At 45.2% G+C, this 15,959-nt stretch carries 15 protein-coding genes and 1 pseudogene; 8 read left to right on the top strand and 8 right to left on the bottom strand.

Annotated elements, in window-relative coordinates:
- The first annotated feature begins 131 nt into the window (after positions 1 to 131).
- The 3 genes from I2I11_RS20905 (at position 132) to I2I11_RS20895 (ending at position 1,876) form a co-directional block, all read left to right on the top strand.
- Positions 132 to 755 (top strand): hypothetical protein, encoded by a 624-nt coding sequence (locus tag I2I11_RS20905; protein WP_196269707.1) that lies wholly within the window; start codon positions 132 to 134, stop codon positions 753 to 755.
- A 108-nt stretch (positions 756 to 863) separates the two neighbouring features.
- A complete protein-coding gene (locus I2I11_RS20900; protein ID WP_196269706.1) occupies positions 864 to 1,418 on the top strand; it encodes a dihydrofolate reductase family protein in 555 nt (184 codons plus the stop codon).
- 119 nt (positions 1,419 to 1,537) lie between these two features.
- A complete protein-coding gene (locus tag I2I11_RS20895) occupies positions 1,538 to 1,876 on the top strand; it encodes a hypothetical protein (RefSeq protein WP_196269705.1) in 339 nt (112 codons plus the stop codon).
- A 168-nt stretch (positions 1,877 to 2,044) separates the two neighbouring features.
- On the opposite strand, the gene I2I11_RS20890 is transcribed toward I2I11_RS20895, so the two are convergent.
- The 3 genes from I2I11_RS20890 to I2I11_RS20880 all read right to left on the bottom strand — a co-directional run bounded on the left by I2I11_RS20890 (position 2,045) and on the right by I2I11_RS20880 (position 3,669).
- On the bottom strand, positions 2,045 to 2,260 hold the full coding sequence (locus I2I11_RS20890; RefSeq protein ID WP_370583033.1) for an integrase core domain-containing protein: 216 nt from the start codon (positions 2,258 to 2,260) through the stop codon (positions 2,045 to 2,047).
- A 24-nt stretch (positions 2,261 to 2,284) separates the two neighbouring features.
- The gene (locus I2I11_RS20885) at positions 2,285 to 2,506 is read right to left on the bottom strand and encodes a DDE-type integrase/transposase/recombinase (protein WP_370583032.1); all 222 of its coding nucleotides are present in this window, start codon (positions 2,504 to 2,506) and stop codon (positions 2,285 to 2,287) included.
- 197 nt (positions 2,507 to 2,703) lie between these two features.
- Positions 2,704 to 3,669 (bottom strand): NHL repeat-containing protein, encoded by a 966-nt coding sequence (locus tag I2I11_RS20880; RefSeq protein ID WP_196269702.1) that lies wholly within the window; start codon positions 3,667 to 3,669, stop codon positions 2,704 to 2,706.
- Positions 3,670 to 4,286: 617 nt separating this feature from the next.
- Between I2I11_RS20880 and I2I11_RS20875 the strand changes: the two genes are divergently transcribed.
- Both I2I11_RS20875 and I2I11_RS20870 read left to right on the top strand, forming a co-directional pair.
- The gene (locus I2I11_RS20875) at positions 4,287 to 5,642 is read left to right on the top strand and encodes an IS110 family RNA-guided transposase (protein ID WP_196269701.1); all 1,356 of its coding nucleotides are present in this window, start codon (positions 4,287 to 4,289) and stop codon (positions 5,640 to 5,642) included.
- Between the two features lie 36 nt (positions 5,643 to 5,678).
- Positions 5,679 to 5,951, top strand: a complete 273-nt coding sequence (locus tag I2I11_RS20870) for a hypothetical protein (protein WP_196269700.1) — start codon at positions 5,679 to 5,681, stop codon at positions 5,949 to 5,951.
- A gap of 286 nt (positions 5,952 to 6,237) precedes the next feature.
- Here the strand turns inward: I2I11_RS20870 and I2I11_RS20865 are convergent, their stop codons facing one another.
- Together I2I11_RS20865 and I2I11_RS20860 are read right to left on the bottom strand one after the other, a co-directional pair.
- Entirely contained in the window at positions 6,238 to 6,648 is a 411-nt protein-coding gene (locus I2I11_RS20865) for a hypothetical protein (RefSeq protein WP_196269699.1), read from the bottom strand.
- Between the two features lie 618 nt (positions 6,649 to 7,266).
- The gene (locus I2I11_RS20860; protein WP_196269698.1) at positions 7,267 to 8,379 is read right to left on the bottom strand and encodes an acyltransferase family protein; all 1,113 of its coding nucleotides are present in this window, start codon (positions 8,377 to 8,379) and stop codon (positions 7,267 to 7,269) included.
- Between the two features lie 397 nt (positions 8,380 to 8,776).
- Here I2I11_RS20860 and I2I11_RS21640 point away from each other — a divergent pair.
- Positions 8,777 to 8,941, top strand: a pseudogene (locus I2I11_RS21640) (serine hydrolase); the annotation flags it as partial.
- A 379-nt stretch (positions 8,942 to 9,320) separates the two neighbouring features.
- Here I2I11_RS21640 and I2I11_RS20850 read toward each other — a convergent pair.
- Positions 9,321 to 10,325, bottom strand: coding sequence for a ScyD/ScyE family protein (locus I2I11_RS20850; protein WP_196269696.1), 1,005 nt, complete (start codon positions 10,323 to 10,325; stop codon positions 9,321 to 9,323).
- A 561-nt stretch (positions 10,326 to 10,886) separates the two neighbouring features.
- On the opposite strand from I2I11_RS20850, the gene I2I11_RS21635 reads away from it, so the two are divergent.
- Both I2I11_RS21635 and I2I11_RS20840 read left to right on the top strand, forming a co-directional pair.
- Positions 10,887 to 11,213: a hypothetical protein gene (locus I2I11_RS21635; RefSeq protein WP_196269695.1), complete on the top strand. Its 327-nt coding sequence runs from the start codon at positions 10,887 to 10,889 to the stop codon at positions 11,211 to 11,213.
- Positions 11,214 to 11,492: 279 nt separating this feature from the next.
- Positions 11,493 to 11,897, top strand: a complete 405-nt coding sequence (locus I2I11_RS20840) for a hypothetical protein (protein WP_196269694.1) — start codon at positions 11,493 to 11,495, stop codon at positions 11,895 to 11,897.
- Positions 11,898 to 12,914: 1,017 nt separating this feature from the next.
- Here the strand turns inward: I2I11_RS20840 and I2I11_RS20835 are convergent.
- Positions 12,915 to 14,126 (bottom strand): alpha/beta hydrolase family protein, encoded by a 1,212-nt coding sequence (locus I2I11_RS20835; protein WP_196269693.1) that lies wholly within the window; start codon positions 14,124 to 14,126, stop codon positions 12,915 to 12,917.
- A 580-nt stretch (positions 14,127 to 14,706) separates the two neighbouring features.
- Positions 14,707 to 15,921, bottom strand: coding sequence for a hypothetical protein (locus I2I11_RS20830; protein WP_196269692.1), 1,215 nt, complete (start codon positions 15,919 to 15,921; stop codon positions 14,707 to 14,709).
- Between the last annotated feature and the right edge of the window lie 38 nt (positions 15,922 to 15,959).

Below are 15,959 nucleotides of genomic sequence, written 5' to 3'. Positions count from 1 at the left end.
TGGCAGCGCTTTAGCCAAAGAATAAAAATTATCCCCACTAGTGTAGTATATTTTCAAATTGCTATCTTTAGCTAAGAGACGAGCAGAGGTTTTTAGACAAACTGCCGTTAGGTGTAAAATGAACTATAAATATGATGACAACTTTTCAACTCATTCTTATTGCTGTTGCATTGAGCTCATGCTATGCTGACGTAAAAACAGAAATTTTTAGTAATGGCATTGGTCAAACAAGAGTTGATAAGTCAGACGCTCAATCTGCCCAATTCTCTCAGACAATGGCAGAAAGCGAGTCTACACAACAAAAGAGTAGCAGCTTGATAGGTAAAACTACTACTGAAATAGAAAACATGGGGTGGTTTAGTTGCGCTGGCACTTTAATAGCTTCTGAACAAAGCGAGAGTAAGTACGCTGTCTCCCAACTTGCTAAATCACAAAATAAATGCAACAACGGAGAAGGGAAGATTCTGCTTGAAAGGTTTGTTAGGAGAAATGGTGATAAAGCTGTGTTTGAAGTCATAGATGAAATCAACATACTGTCAAATTATCCTGAAAAAGAATATAACTGGACGACCTGTGAAGTAAAAGGGGCTGAAGGTGAGCAATTTTACGTGATACATTTTAAAGACCGACGACAGGCTGAGCTTACAGAAATCCATGACTTGTGGACAGTAGACCTTATAGCTGGTAAGTTTGTAAAGGTGAAGAATGCGGAGGGTGTCACCTGCGTTAATCCTGACTACTCTGATGGATTATAAATTCTTATGCTAGCCACACCTTTACCATAGCTGCGTCATGGCAAAGCCCAGCATTACCGGTCATTATAATAAACCATATACTTTAATGGATAACATTTACTTTAAAATATGAGAAAAGTAATTGCAGCATTAAACATGACGCTTGACGGAATTTGCGACCATACAGCAGGTATCCCCGATGAGGATTTACATCAACATTATGCCGGAATTTTGGACAATGCGGGAGTTCTACTATATGGACGGACAACCTACCAACTTATGCAATTTTGGCAAACATTGTTAAAAAAACCTTCAGGTCAAAAATCAATGGACGACTTCGCTTTAGCAATAGACAAAATACCAAAAATCGTTTTTTCACATACCTTGAAAAATACCGAATGGAATAGTGCAAGACTTGCAACAAAAGAAATTGAAAAGGAAGTTTTAGAACTCAAACAACAATCTGAATCAAGCAAAGATATTTTGGTAGGCAGTCGGAGTTTAATTATTCAGCTTATAAACCTTGATTTGATTGATGAGTTTCAAATTTGTATTTACCCAATGATAGAAGGAAAAGGTCTGCCGTTGTTTGACAAAATTAAAGGCAGGACAACTTTTAGACTTTTAAAGACAAAAACCTTTGATTCAGGTGCGATCGTCCTTTATTACAAGCCGACACGATAGTAAACAACGAACCGCTAATATATGTCAACATCATGCCCCGGCCGACGGCCTCGCACGCTGTTAGCAGGGGCCGCTGGGCAACATAGATAAATTAAATAGTTTTTCATCAAATGACTTCAATGGATAAAAACAAAAGTATAATCTTGGTCTTGGCTCTAGCTGTTACAGCCTTGTTCAGCTTTAAACAGTATGAGCAGGCTGCTCCAAAAGAAACCATGACACTCATAGTCTCAAACAGGAACAATAATATGCTTGTAAACATTTCGACCACAGGAAGTAGCAGCCGCTTTGAACAGAGACGAGTAAAGGCTGAAAGTGATCATGATTACTCTGGTGCATTACAAATAATAAAAGAGCAACAAGCGAAGGGGTGGCAAATCAAGAGCAGCAACTACGCTACAAGCCTTGCGGCTGACTCTGACCAGGATTACTATTTGTATTTCCTTTTAGAGAAATAGCTATAGCAGCAGTTTAGCTATGCCACCATTTAGCCTAGCCTGTTGCCTCTCTAGTTAGCTTATCATGACTTAGCTTATGGGCTTTCTCATAAGACAACTTATGTTGAGAAAAAACGATAGTACCCATTGTAAGCTTCCCCAGATTTTGGGCCAAAGTAAAGTTGTTTTTCAAGTTACAATTTCTTCCAATAATTCTGCGGGTGCTCTGAAATTTAACGCCTGATGTGGGCGGTGGTGATTGTAATCCTGCATCCACTCCTGAGCCTTCTGGCGCACCTCGTCAAGGGTTCTGAACACGTAAGCGTTTAGCAGTTCCCTTCTGACGCTGCCATTGCAGCGTTCAATATAAGCGTTCTGCATCGGCTTACCGGGTTGAATAAACACAAGCCTCACCTTATTTTCCTTGCATCAGTCCTCCAACTTGTGGGAGATGAACTCCGGCCCGTTGTCAACACGTATCATTTCTGGCAACCCCCTGAACTCCCGCAGGTATTTCAGCACTCTTATCAGCCGCAGGGCCGGAATTGAGAGATCCGCTTCCATGGTTAGCATTTCCCGGTTGTGGTCATCCACAATATTGAGGAGCCTGAACTTTCTGCCGTCCCAGAGGCTGTCACTCATGAAGTCCACTGACCATAGTTAAGCGTGTCTTTTTCATTCCATTTAAAGTTAAACATTCTTTCAACTTTTAAATGGCCGACTTTCTGGGAAGTCTACACCATAAGGTTGTAATCTGGGTTTAGTGGAGCATTGTCTTTAAACATTATGGAGTTCTTTTAAAGTCTCCTGGTAGTTAGAGACACGAATTAGCCCTTAATATTTGCTACCTATTTCACCCACTTCAAAACACGATAGTTGTTGCTATCTGTTATGTAGATGTTTCCAACAGCGTCCAGCTGAAGGCCGGTTGGCTGATATAACTGATCACTGCCGTATGCATTGTTCCCCGCCACTGTGCCGCCGCTTGTTGCACCCGGTGCCCACTTCCGAACGCGTGATCTGTTAAGTTCTGTCACATAAATGTTGCCCTTTGCGTCTACCTGAACATCTGTAGGGCTGTCTAACTGATGAGCAGCTATGCCCTGACCGTTACCCCCTGCCACTGTGACGCCGCTTGTTGCCCCTGGTGCCCACTTCTGGATGCGGTGGTTATATTCATCTGCCACATAGATGTTCCCAGTAGCGTCTACATATAAACCCGCTGAACTGTTCAACTGATTAGCAGCTTGACCGATTCCGTTTCCTCCAGCTACTGTGATGCCGCTTGTTGCTCCCGGTGCCCACTTCTGAATGCGGTGATTACCACGGTCAGCCACATAAACGTTACCCGTTGCGTCTACATATAGGCCATTTGGGGAAAAGAGTTGGTTAGCAGCTTCGCCAAACGAATGCCCTTCCGCCACTGTGACGCCGCTGGCTGCTCCTGGTGCCCATTTCTGAACACGGTGATTATCGAAGTCAGCCACATATACATTGCCAGCTGCATCCACATGTATACCAGCTGGGTAGTGAAGCTGGTTATCAGCTTGCCCATATCCATTGCCACCTGCCACGGTGATACCGCTGCTTGCCACCGGTACCCATTTCTGAATACGGTGATTATTTTGATCGGCCACATAAATGTTTCCAGCAGCGTCTATCTGAACATCCGCCAGACCGTCTAATTGATTAGCGGCTCCGCCCTGACCGTTACCCCCTGCCACTGTGAAAGTTTCGATAACTGGCTCTGGATCTGACTTGTCACATGCTACTATAAAAATCAAGAGGAGGCTAAGGAGATAAATTATCTCCATTGATTTCAGTTCTAGGGTTCTGTTCTAAATATAAGTTTATAATCAATCATTACAAGATAGCGATATAATATATATCAACTGCTATGAACTCAGTTTAAGCCCTAAAGCTTGCCATGCTAATGTACCCGAAGCGGCTGCTCCTCCAGGATGCTGTAGGGGCTGTTTCTGACTTCTGTTATGTTTTGGACAGCGAAGGGGGTGCCCTCAGGGACTAATTACCGGGATAGACGAGGAGCTCCTGTCAACTGGCTGGAAGTTAGAAAAGAATTCTATAAATTGGCCAAGGAAGGAGAGTAAACAGCTTCAAAACTTCCACTCAAAGGGGTAATAACCGGAATGAACTCCGTTTAGCCAGTAATTGTGGTGCATTCCCCCTATATTAACTATTGATTTCTCTCGCTAACGCTTTTGCGTATTTACTCTGTATCCCTTGCAAGACCGGATTTTAATTGACGCTTCTAAGCTCGCGGTGCATTCTGGTTGGAATGTAGAAAGCCTTCTTTGCAAGAGGCTTTGAGGTGATTTCAGTGGTGGCTCTACGGAGACCCCGATCAGGATACTTTCAATACCGATAAGTACATTCCCCTGGGATATTTTTTCACTTCATTAAGCATGTTATGAAAAAGAAAAGTACGCTCATGGAGATTGTCAACCCGCATGCCGCCGGCATTGACGTGGGCAGCCGCTCCCACTATGTGGCCGTTGGCCAGGGAGCAGACCAGGTGCGGGAGTTCGGCGTCTACGAGGTAGACCTGCGGGAACTTACCAGGTGGCTGCTAGATCAACGCATCACCACGGTGGCCATGGAAAGCACGGGCGCTTATTGGCAGAACCTGTTTGCCACCCTACAAGGCGCTGGCCTGCAGGTGCTGCTTTGCAACGGCAAGTTCACCAAGAACATCAAGGGTCGCAAAACAGACGTGCAGGACTGCCAGTGGATACAGCGCCTGCATTCTTTGGGACTTTTGACGGGCAGCTTTCTACCTGACAAGTCCACAGAGGAGCTGCGCACCTACTGTCGCCACCGCACCTCATTGCTGGAGACAGCTGCCGTTACGACTCAGAAGATGCACAAGTACCTGCGCCTGCTGAACCTGCGCCTGGACGTGGTGGTGCGGAAGGTGACTGGCCAGACGGGTATGGCCATTATCGAAGCTATCTGCCGGGGGGAGACGGACCCCGAGAAGCTGGCCTGTTTCCGCCACGGTAACTGCCGCAAATCAAAAGAAGAGATAGCCCGCGCCTTGCATGGCAACGGCCGTAGGGACCTGCTCTTCGCGCTATCCCAGGAGTTGGAGATCTACAAGGTGCTGCAGGAAAAGATAGCTGCCTGCGATGAGGCCATCGAGAAGTTGCTGCTCGAGCAAATAGAGGCACATGAAGAAAAGCGGGAGTTGAAGGCAGAGGCTAAGCCTTATAAGCGGGTGAACAAAAACGCCCCGCAGCAGATGGACCTCAACCAGCTGGCCTTCCAGTACTTCAACGGGGTGGACCTGCTTAAAATCGAGGGGGTGAGCCACTCGACGGTGATCGCGCTAATGAGCGAAGTGGGGCCAGAAGGCATCCGAAAGTTTGGATCGGCCAAGCAGTTCTCCAACTGGCTGCGCCTCTGCCCCAACACTAAAGTGAGCGGAGGCAGGGTGCTGAGCAGCCATATTCCCAAAGGTAGCAACCGACTCAAAATTGCTTTGAGAAACGCTGCCAATGCAATAGGAAATCTGCGCGACACGCACCTTTCGGATTTCTTCAGGCGGGTGGCCTTCCGCAAGGGAAGGCAGGCTGCGGTGAGTGCTACGGCCCGCAAGCTGGCAGTGATCATCTGGAACATGCTCAGCAAAGGAGTGCAGTATCAGCCGCCTACGCAGTACCTGTTCCTGGATGAGAAAAGAAAGCTCAAGCTGGTACAGCGGATAAAGAAAAACATCGCTAAATTAGACCTCAAACCTGAAGATGTGGGCTTCGAAACAGCCTGAGAAATAAACGTTAGTCAGGATTTAAAGAACAATAGTATGCCGATAAATATCTACCTCCAAGGAACATTTGAAAAGGTGGAATGGCTATGTGATGAAATTTGGGACCTGCCGACTCAAATTGATGCGCTTGAAACTTGGTTGGAAAAAAAGGGGAAGAATTTAGAGCCGAATAAATATGTTGCTGACATTGGTTTTAACATAAGAAAAGATGCATCAGGCGGGGGAGGTATTCTAAACTCCAAATCAATGGCTATGATGGGAGCAATAGAAATGGACGTATACTTCTCAGAATATCCATCAGCGAAATAATCTTTTACAGAAATACCTAAAATGAAAATAAGTATCGAGCTGACAAAGGAAGAAGCAATCGTATTTTATGAACCTGTAAGCATCCCAAAAATCGAGACAGTTTAAAAGTAGACAAAAGGTCATACATTTAAACTGATAAGATGAAGAAGACACGAATCACAGAAGCCAAATCACACAGCAGCCCCGCCCTTAGCTGCGGAGGCTTTGCGGCGGCCGGTAGCGCTCCTTGGCCGGGGAAGATGGCATCAGGATGCATTGACCTCAACACCAGGCGAGTCCCTGTGCTTTATACCGTTATGCCATGCAGAAGGGAAACCAGGTAAGGAGAAGGCTTCAGCGGAATGCCACACATCATAGCACCAACTGCAAAGTCATACACGCTGGTCTTCCCTGCGCGCGTGGCAGCGCTCTCCTGATGCTGCATCTCAAAGCCGCCATCGACAAAGTATAGGCTGTAGGACCTTTGCCTGAGCCCTTCCACGTAGATCTTGCAGGGGACTCTGGTGCCGCAGCGACTCACAGTCAGGTTACTGAACAGCGCCTTTGCATTCTCCCTCTCGGCTTTTTCCAGTGCATCCATAATGCTCCTGTTTTTCTGAATCTTAACCGGTTTCAAGCCGACGTGCTCATCAAAGGGAAGCGATTGCAGCAGCTCTCTGTGCTGGTGAATACTGGCAAGGGTAAAGTTTTCTGTCATATGCTTGATTTTAGTCAGTTACATTTGATTTATCCTTAAGCCGGCGCCCTGGCTAAAAGTTAAGAGGCAGACACAGGCGCGACCACATTAATTCCCGCTTTAGCAGAATAATGCAGCTATTTTTTAATAATCCACCAGTTTTATTAGTATAGTACAATCCTTGACCTTGACAGAGGCTTTGCCTATGCCCTTTAAATTATGGAATGGAGCAGCTTGACAATATCTTAATGGCAGCTAAGCTTACGGATGCCTTGATCGTCTTAGGCTCTCTGAATGAATACCCCGCATTGGAAAGGATGAATAGAGGAGCCTAGGCTTCTGATTTTAAGTAGACGAGGAATCTGTGGAAGCCATTAAGGCTAACCTGAGGACTGCCTGCTGAAAAGTGTAAGGCACATGAAGCCCCTCTTTTATTTACAGCTGACAAGTCAACATATGTTAAGCAAGAGCGAGCGATGCGCTTAGCAAATCACTTCAATCCCAATATTTTATACCGCGTGTTAGGCGCAGTCCTTCTTGAACGCAACGTCTCTGAATCATTTAACTCACAACTATGCTAACACCGCGAAGAATAAAGGGGATGTTGAGGAAAAAGTAAATAATATACTTTCCTTTTAGCTACTTCAGCTTTTTTCGCAACCAGGCTCTTACCGGTTCATCATACAACTTTAAACTTGCATAAGCCAACACGATAGCTCCTGAAAATGTGAGCAGGGCATATGGCCAGGCCTGCCATAAGGTAATGCCGCTGTGATTGCTTACCCATGCCACGTAAAAATAGACAAGCACATAATGAGTCATGTACAAGGGATAAGAAAGATTGCCGAGGAACTGACAAATTTTACTTTCTTTCTGATTATGCACCACACCACTGGCACCCATATATACAATGAGTGGAAAGACAATGATGATACAAAAAGCTTCGTACAAACCATTCATCCAAAGATGTTCTGCACCGCCTATTCTTGGCATAAGTAAAACAACCGCAAGTAGCAGGCTACACCATAAGAAAGCATTTTTGATGTAGGTAGGCTGTGCTGCCCGTGATAAAAGCAGACCGGCAAAAAAGGGGAACATGGTACGCGTCATCCCGATGCGCATGTGTTCAGCATTCAGTGTCCAGCCACCGGCAACGTCGCCGTTAGGGTTTGTAACAGCAAAATGCAAAAGCACTGCGCCTGCCAGTCCTACAAAACAAGCCAATGCTTTATTAGATAATTTTCTTAAACCCAAGGCGTAGAGCATATTGGCTATGTACTCGAAAAACAATGACCAGCCAACACTATTGAGCGGATGCATTTCTTGCCAGCCGCGTATATCCATGGAAAGCGGGACGGGAATAAGAGTACATCCTATCAGCCAGACAACAAGTAGCTTCCATACCGGAACAGTGTGAATGAGCGGCCATATGGTTGAGTCGGTAAAGTAAAAGCCTATGGCGCCGAGCGTCATGCCCAGCACAACGAGCGGTTGCAGCCGCTCGAACCGGCGGCGAAGAAAGCCAGCGATGGTTAGTTTGTCCCATCTGTCGTCGTATGCATAGCCAATGACAAAGCCGGATAGTAGAAAGAAAAAATCAACTGCCAGATAACCATGGTTTACAATATTGTCAAAGCGGCTGCTGGCAAGTGGCTCGGCAAGGTGAAAGAATACCACGATAATAGCTGCTATACCCCGAAGCCCATCTAATATTTGATAATGCGGCTTTGTGCCAAGCTTGTTATTGTTCATGCAGATGATATATATTCATGCAGTGTCTCCATATACTTCTGACTAACTTTTCTTTGCAAAGAAACTGAAAACAAACTATATACGTCAATCATTTTTATTTACCTTTCTCATACTTATACTTGCTTAAGACATTAGCCTCAGCAGTCAATGTCTCTGGTATAGGAAGGGTTAAGCCTAACGTCTTAGCTAAACGGCGGCGCAGCTAATTTATATTTTTGGTAAGCAGTGTTCTACCTTTAATTTTTATTAGATTATGAGAGGGGCAGTAACATTAGTGTTTATCATTAGCTTATTTCTATCTAGTAGCCCCATCATAGCACAGCAAAGGCTAGATAGTCTGTTTTCTTCCCTACATCGGAATAATCTGTTAAATGGGAATGTTTAAGTTGCAGACAACGGAAAAGTAGTGTACAGGAGATCCTTCGGGTACTCAGACTTTGAGAAGAAGGCAAATCTCAGACACAACACAGTCTTCAACATTGCATCTTTAACAAAATCTACTTTCTACTGCAGTTCTACAGCTCAAGGTTCAGAAACAGGAGCAACAGCGATGTGGCCGTAAGATAGGGCGGTAGGGATAAATAATAGTAAAAGTATCGGTTTCCCCTAGGGCTCTAATTTTTGTGACTAAAATTTACTTTGTGTTCTTTTAAATACAATGTTAAAGTATCTGAGCTGGGGATCTCTAAATGAGTTACAACAGTAAAGATAAAATCGAGCTCTATATTGCGAACCCCTGTTTACCATAATTCCATTTTCCCTAATAAATAGATGCTTCCCCGCCCTTGCTGGTTGCGGCCGATGTGAATGCAGTAGCATCTTCTTGTATTCAGAGCAGCGATTCCCATTGCTTAGAGCACCTTAAGCTAAGGGAATCGCTGCTGAAGAAATTTGTTGCTTTCTTTACTTGAACGGTATTAGCAGCAGGGAGAGGCCTACAACTAATAGGTTAGCTTCTGAACCGTTCCGAGCCCATAGCTGAGCACATAGTACGTTTTGGAGCCGCTTCGTTCAATATCCGTAGGCAGACTCAAACCCTCTATCAGATAAGCGCCATCTTCGTTGGCTACCCTGCCCGACATCGGGTTGAAGCCCGGAGGGGTTGTGGTGAGCGAGAACTCGGCAAACTCCGTAACAAAAGGTTTGTTGTTAGGCATTAAAACAATATCCGTAAGCGTCGTGAAGCCGCTCTTGTACTCACTTACATTCCCCTCTTGGCTAACCTGGAATATCTTGGCCGCTCCACTGGCAAAGGGAAAGCCGGTTAAAGTGGAAACCAGGAACTTCTTGCCGTCATAAACGATGCCCGTGGGCACCGCCTCCGTTGCAGGGCCAACGTTCGGAAAACTGGCAAATAAGCTTAGTGTTTTGCTGTTCTTGTCGCGTTTAATGACAGCATTTGCGCCGGCATCTACCATGTATAAATGTCCGCCGGGTCCAAAAGTAAGATTGTAGATATCTGAGTTGACCGGATCAGTCAGGTTCAGGCTCCTGACGTAAGTGCCTATATCCTCGCTATACAGGCTGCTGGCTTCCTTCACCGGGTCGCCGGGTTTGTATGAGGCAACATCAGCAATGTAGAGCATGCCGGCAACGCCGTGCAGAATATAAAGTTTGCCATCTTTGTAAAGCAGGTGACTTATGCCTTCCGCGCCAGGGCTTTCGGCAGAGGTGGAAGAGCCGAAGCCAGTAATAACCTGGTGCACCGTGCCGTCTTTTGTGATCATAGATACGCTACCATCGTTGTTGCCGGTCCCGGCTTCGGTAACCCACAGTTGCCCCTTATCATCTACGCTCATCCCTATAGGCGACTTGAGCCCGGCGGCAAAGTTAGTGGCGTGCAATTTAACAGGGTCAAATATCGGCCCCGCATCATCGTCATGTTTGCAACCCGCTGTTAGCAGCAGGGTAAACAGGCAAAGGAGAGTAATTGGTCTTAGATTCATAGTTTATAGTTATAGGATTGATAATGGTTTATTCACAGAGAAATTTTATAGCGAAGATGCATCTTAGATGATGCATCTTAATAAAGAGCAAATAAAACACCAGCTTTGCCCGTTTGGAGCACAGTAATGCGGTAATTTGAATATTTTATCTTGAATATTTCAAATGATGTAATAGAATATAGTAAACCGTCTCAATTTAAGGGTGAACTCTTGTAAGCGCCTGTCTATCTGGATATAATAAGGGCAGGAGGCGTTGGGTTTAGCCTTCCATAATAAGGAGTTGCATGCAAGGAAGCTTGGTGTAATAGCGACAGGCCGCTTGTTGGCTTATAAGCATGGCAGGGGAGCATAAGACAGGCTTTTCATTTTGCTATTGTATTCGATTGTTATAGCTTACAATAGTTTATGCGGGCGCATGAATGCTTTGTTCACAAAAAATGCAGTAGAGAAGTAATGGCTTTTGTATCTGTTACCCGGCTTGGCTTGCGTTCTATCCGTTACTGGATTCCCTTTGCCTGACACACATTTCGCTCACTGCAGCAACTGCGTCAGGCCCCTGGTTTGCTGCAGGGTAGCCTTATTCGGGATGCCCATCGGGTTTACTGGACCCTTACTGTCTGGCAGGATGAGGAAAGTATGCGGCGGTACCGCAATAATGGGGCTCACCTCAAGGTCATGCAATGGTGCAACCAGGCTTCCGTGGTTCATTGGACGCAAGTATCCGAAGCGTTACCCACTGTTGAACAAGCCCATGAGCGAATGGTAACGGAGGGCAGGCTATCAAAAGTAAAGTATCCAAACAAAGAGCATCTGGCTAAACAGTTTTCTGTGCCCCAACCAAAGAAGGGGAACCTTGTAGTGAGGCCTACAAGTAAAAAAGATGGCTAGTTTATAGTTGTTTTTGTTCGGGCACGCTTAGAGGAACCCCTTTTGGCTACTGCTGGACTTCTCGTCGGGGTGCTTAACTTTAATTATGTTTTGTTAGCTTCATTTCCCTGCAGCAGTGGCAGTCTATCAATAATATTTGATTCGAGTATTTAAGCTGTTTATTGAAGGAGGGCTTGAGCCTTTTCTTGTTTATAGCTAATAAGTATGCTTATGTTAAAATGAGATGTTTAAAAGTGCTATCTGGAACCTGACTTTGCTAGTTGTCTGTTACTTAAGTACATGAAGCTAATTATAGAAAAGCCTAAAACAAAAAGGGGAATGAGCTATGCCCTGCAAACCTCCTTGTTGAAAGAGGTATTGGAAGACCTACAGGTTGATAATGAAGTTCTTTTAAAATATTGGACTCCTAATCATTTTCATGATGGGTATCCTATCTTTAGCTGTGAGCTTTGGCTACCAAACCAACGGGTAAATTATGAACGGTACTACATCCAGGTATGTCCGGTAAAATCAGAGGATAAAAAGATAGTAGAGGATTTACTTAAACAAAAGGTATTACCCGAATTCATTACCTGGCTTAGAAAAATTGTAGCACTTCCGGATAATTCAACTCATTTCAACCAAGGAATTTATTTTAAAGCTTTTTTCAATAATAATCAGGTGGCTTTAACCTCCTCAGGCTAAAGCTAAACTTAACCTTAGTCCCGGCTTAACTTTTTGATATGGTTTACTTTACATTAGTTAAACGGACGTTTAAGAAATGTAAGACCTTCAGACAAAACATTAGCAAAACCATTTTCACTAATCCTGATAGTAAATAATAAGAGTTGACAATAGTATTGGCAAGGAAGGATACGTGCGCTGTCTGATGGGGGAGAGGAGTACCAGGAATTCAAAACCCTTCGCACCTGATGTTACTTTCCTTTCCCTTTTGTAAAATTGCCTGCTGCTGGAGTAATCCTGTATTATCGTGTTTACTGAAATTCTTTACTGCCGGTGGGTGGCGCCTGCTTTGCTGCGGGCGGGAAATGTTACGGTATGACAAGGGGAGGAATGAAGCAGTTTGAATGTAGCGTAGATCATGCAAGCGCGCAAAGACGAGCCTTGGCGTACTGTAACGCGGGTACGGGAAGTTCCCTGGATAATGAGCATCATTAGGCTGGGTGCTGGACGATAGGGGCAAAGCATGCCGGGGAGGTATGTCTTTACTACGGGCTTTAATTTAAAAATTGATTCATCGCATCTAGGTTCTTATTTTAAGAAAATGTTCTGTTTATCGAATTTTGCCAATCCTAAATACCGATAGTTTCAGCGAAGTTAAAGAGAGAAAGACGCTAACGTGATGGGGCCATCATCGGCCGCTATAAATTCTAAGAAAAACTTTATGTCTTCCATGAGCCTCATTAATCACATACGAGGCATTATAATCATAATACTAATTAATTTAATGATGATATCAACACCATTCGAAACTTAACAAACTCATTCTTAATGGTATATTTGTTAGATAAATGACAAAAGGGAGAAAAATGAGAAGCTACATCGCTTTCTACCGCGGCTCGACCGAAGGGCAGGAGCAGGGTGGGCTAGGACTAGATAGACATTCCGGCAGCGCTGGGCTGTCCGGCAGTTTACTAAGAGTCAGATTACAACCCAAAAGCAGGTGTGATGTGCCTATAAGTTAATGTGTGATGGCAGCCGTTAGACCAAAACTTCATCTAGCCAGTCTAATACATATCGGTTCAGCAACGTTCGGTTCTTCATTTCGCAGTGATCACCAGCACCCCGATCGGCCGAAAACGTCAGCAAGGTTTTGGGACAGGTAAGCGAATCATAGAAAATGTTGGCTGCGAATGAAAGTGAATCGTTTTGGGCCATCGTCAGTAACGTCGGGCAGCGAATCAACGATTCACGACCCTTCATGGTGTACAGTTCTAATGAGGTCAGATACGCCCGAAGATCCTTGGTGCCATTAACCCAGAAGCCCCGCTGGATGATGCTCCAGCTCAGTTTTCGGTTACTGGTGATGGCATCCCACAGCCGATCCAGTACTTGCTGATCTAATGACCCCTCATTGGTATCCGCTTCCGGCGAAGCGCCCATCAAGTCGTGGGCAAACTGTCGAAAGCTATCCGACAGGCTAGGTAGGCCCGGATCGGCAATACAGGCTGCAATCCGATCATCGCCCGACGCAGCCCGTGTTGAAAGATAGCCACCCAAACTCCAGCCGCTAATCACGATGCGTGCTACGTCCACGAGCGGTAGCGTTACAGCTACGTCAATAACAGCGCTGACCACGGTTTCCCAGTCTGGCCGGAGCGGAATCCCCTGTTCGATTAGCACCTCGCCCTGACCAGGACCGTCAAACAACAGACAGTGATAGCCCCTGTTGATGGCTGCAACGGCTGAGGCAAAATACATATCTGTGATAGTCCCATCGTAGCCATTGGTCAGAATCAGCAGCGGGCGCACCGAATCCGGGTAATCCACGGCAGGAATGAAATAGGCGGGTAAGCTTCCCTTCTCGAACGGAATACGTATCGGTATTACTGGCTTTTTCAATAAGGCCATCGCCTGGTCGAACGCGGCCATTTGTTTCCGAGAAGCCGCGACTAGTCTTGGATCCACCGGGAACCCAAAAACTGGATGTTTGGCCGTCGCGTAGCATTCGCTGGCTTTCAGAAACAACTCGCGGGCAACGGCCTGTCTACCCTTGGCGAGCGCATCTGTTGCTTCGGTCGCAAACCGATCAGCAACAGCCACCCAGGCTGCATAAAAGTCCCAGTCATCACCGTCCCCGACTGCCTGCGCAATGCCCAATATTTCACCAAAATCAATTCCGCCATACGGAATGTAGGCCAGTGCCCAAGAACCAAACTCGTCGTGAAAATCACTTTTAAATAATAATCCCATTATAATAAGCAGTTAAAACACACTACACAGATAGACAGTGCTCTTAAGAGTGGAATTGGCAAGTAAAGAGAAATTAGTTAAAAACTGCCTTGCCCGATAGACTAAGTCAGCTTGGGCTCCACAGGCTGTTCCAGAAATCAACTAAAAATATGGTGTAAATGAGTTTATGCCCTCTGCATTTTGTCAATCAGATGTAGACAGCCCACCACCGATTAACTGGCACTATATGAGATACTAATTCTGCTAAATGGCGTCTTAGTTGCTCAGATATTTACCCTTTGGGGTAAGCAGTAGACCACTTGAGAAAGGTCTAATGCTCAACTGCCTAGGGGGTACTTTGAGGGGCCTGGTCGGCCGGCCGTACTGACCTGAGCAGATACATACCCGTCCAGGCCCAGCCCTAGCTGCTCCTGATAAGTTGCCCAACTGCGAAAAGCCCGACTTACCTGATAGAAATAAATCTAATTAGTTATCCTAATTAAAGTCAAACCAAGCTGCCTTTTCAATTGCCCTTAAATCGCACCAAGACAGGCAATAGCGCCGTTACGTTCATTACACCCGTAACGGCGCTTCGGCACCTTTATCCGAGATTAGTTAATTCTGAGAAGTCCCCCCCAGTGAACACATAGTTGTTTGCTGACTCATCGAAATCTAAGTATCGGTTGCCGACACTGCCGTGTCCAAATTCATCCTTTGACACATCGTTATATCCAAAAAAGTCAGGTTTTTCTTTGTGGAATTGTTTGTAAACGTAGTCGCGAGGCCACAAACCCGTAGTTGGATTACCATTTTTGTCCGGGTGTATGATGTGACCTGGAGTAGTATCTATAAATAATTCTTTGGCAGCATCAGCCGAAAGTTTTTTACCATCGAATTCAAAATAAAACTCTTCAAAAGTGTAAGCGTCAAAGGGGCCATTATAAGTGCCTCGTATGTAACTCCCTACATAAGCCTCCTGGTTATAATAGTTATCTCGTACATATCCATTAGCACCGCCCTCATTGAAACCAGCTTCATGTGACCCAAGATGATGGTAAGTCATGTTGCCAGCTTGAATAATCATCGCATTCCAAATATATTTTTTGAATCTAACGAATGCAGCATTCCTTAGTGCTTCGAATTGAGCAAGATCTGCTGTGACGTCGTCTGCAGGGAAACGGTTTTGCGCCAAATCCTTGAGGGAGTACTTTTTGCCATTAAATTCAATATCTCCATTTTTAAACGCTTCCTGCAAATATGGGAAATTGTTATCAGTGCCGCTGCTTGCCAGTAAAAGTAGGTTGTCCGAAACTTCCTTCATCATATCATCGTAACCGGCTTTAAAACCTCCAAATGCAGCATCTACACCTCTTTCTGCTTTTTCCCCGAGTTCCCATTTCTCAACTTGCTTAGCCGTAGTTGCAATTGCCGGCCCGAGACCAGGAAATTCTTCTAACCCTGCTTCTAATATCCCGAGGCCTATTTCAGTAAAGATCTTTACGAAAATTTCTGTCCAGTTCGTGGGCTCTTCGCCTCCTTTTAAATACGACCACACCCTATCTTCATAATTACCAGTAAATGTGAAGAGATTATCATTCCACTTTCTCATTCGAATTAAATTTTCTGCTGCCTGGCTATACAGATCAAATTCTGCTGGTGTTAGTGGTGGTGTACTCCCAAAGACCGGAGGAATATCATCGTTTTCGATACAGCCGGTAAGAAACGAGGGCAGCAAAACGGCACTGGTAGCCGTAATGGCGACACCACGTAACCAGTTCCTTCGACTTATTTTGTTGGAGGCATTTTTTGAGATCATAGCTATGTTTGTTTTAAAAGTGTAGAATATTATTGATA

The organism is Pontibacter rufus, from assembly GCF_015694705.1.
Taxonomy (GTDB): domain Bacteria; phylum Bacteroidota; class Bacteroidia; order Cytophagales; family Hymenobacteraceae; genus Pontibacter; species Pontibacter rufus.
Note: the sequence above shows the minus strand (reverse complement) of the source record. Positions and strands in the feature narration are given on the sequence as shown.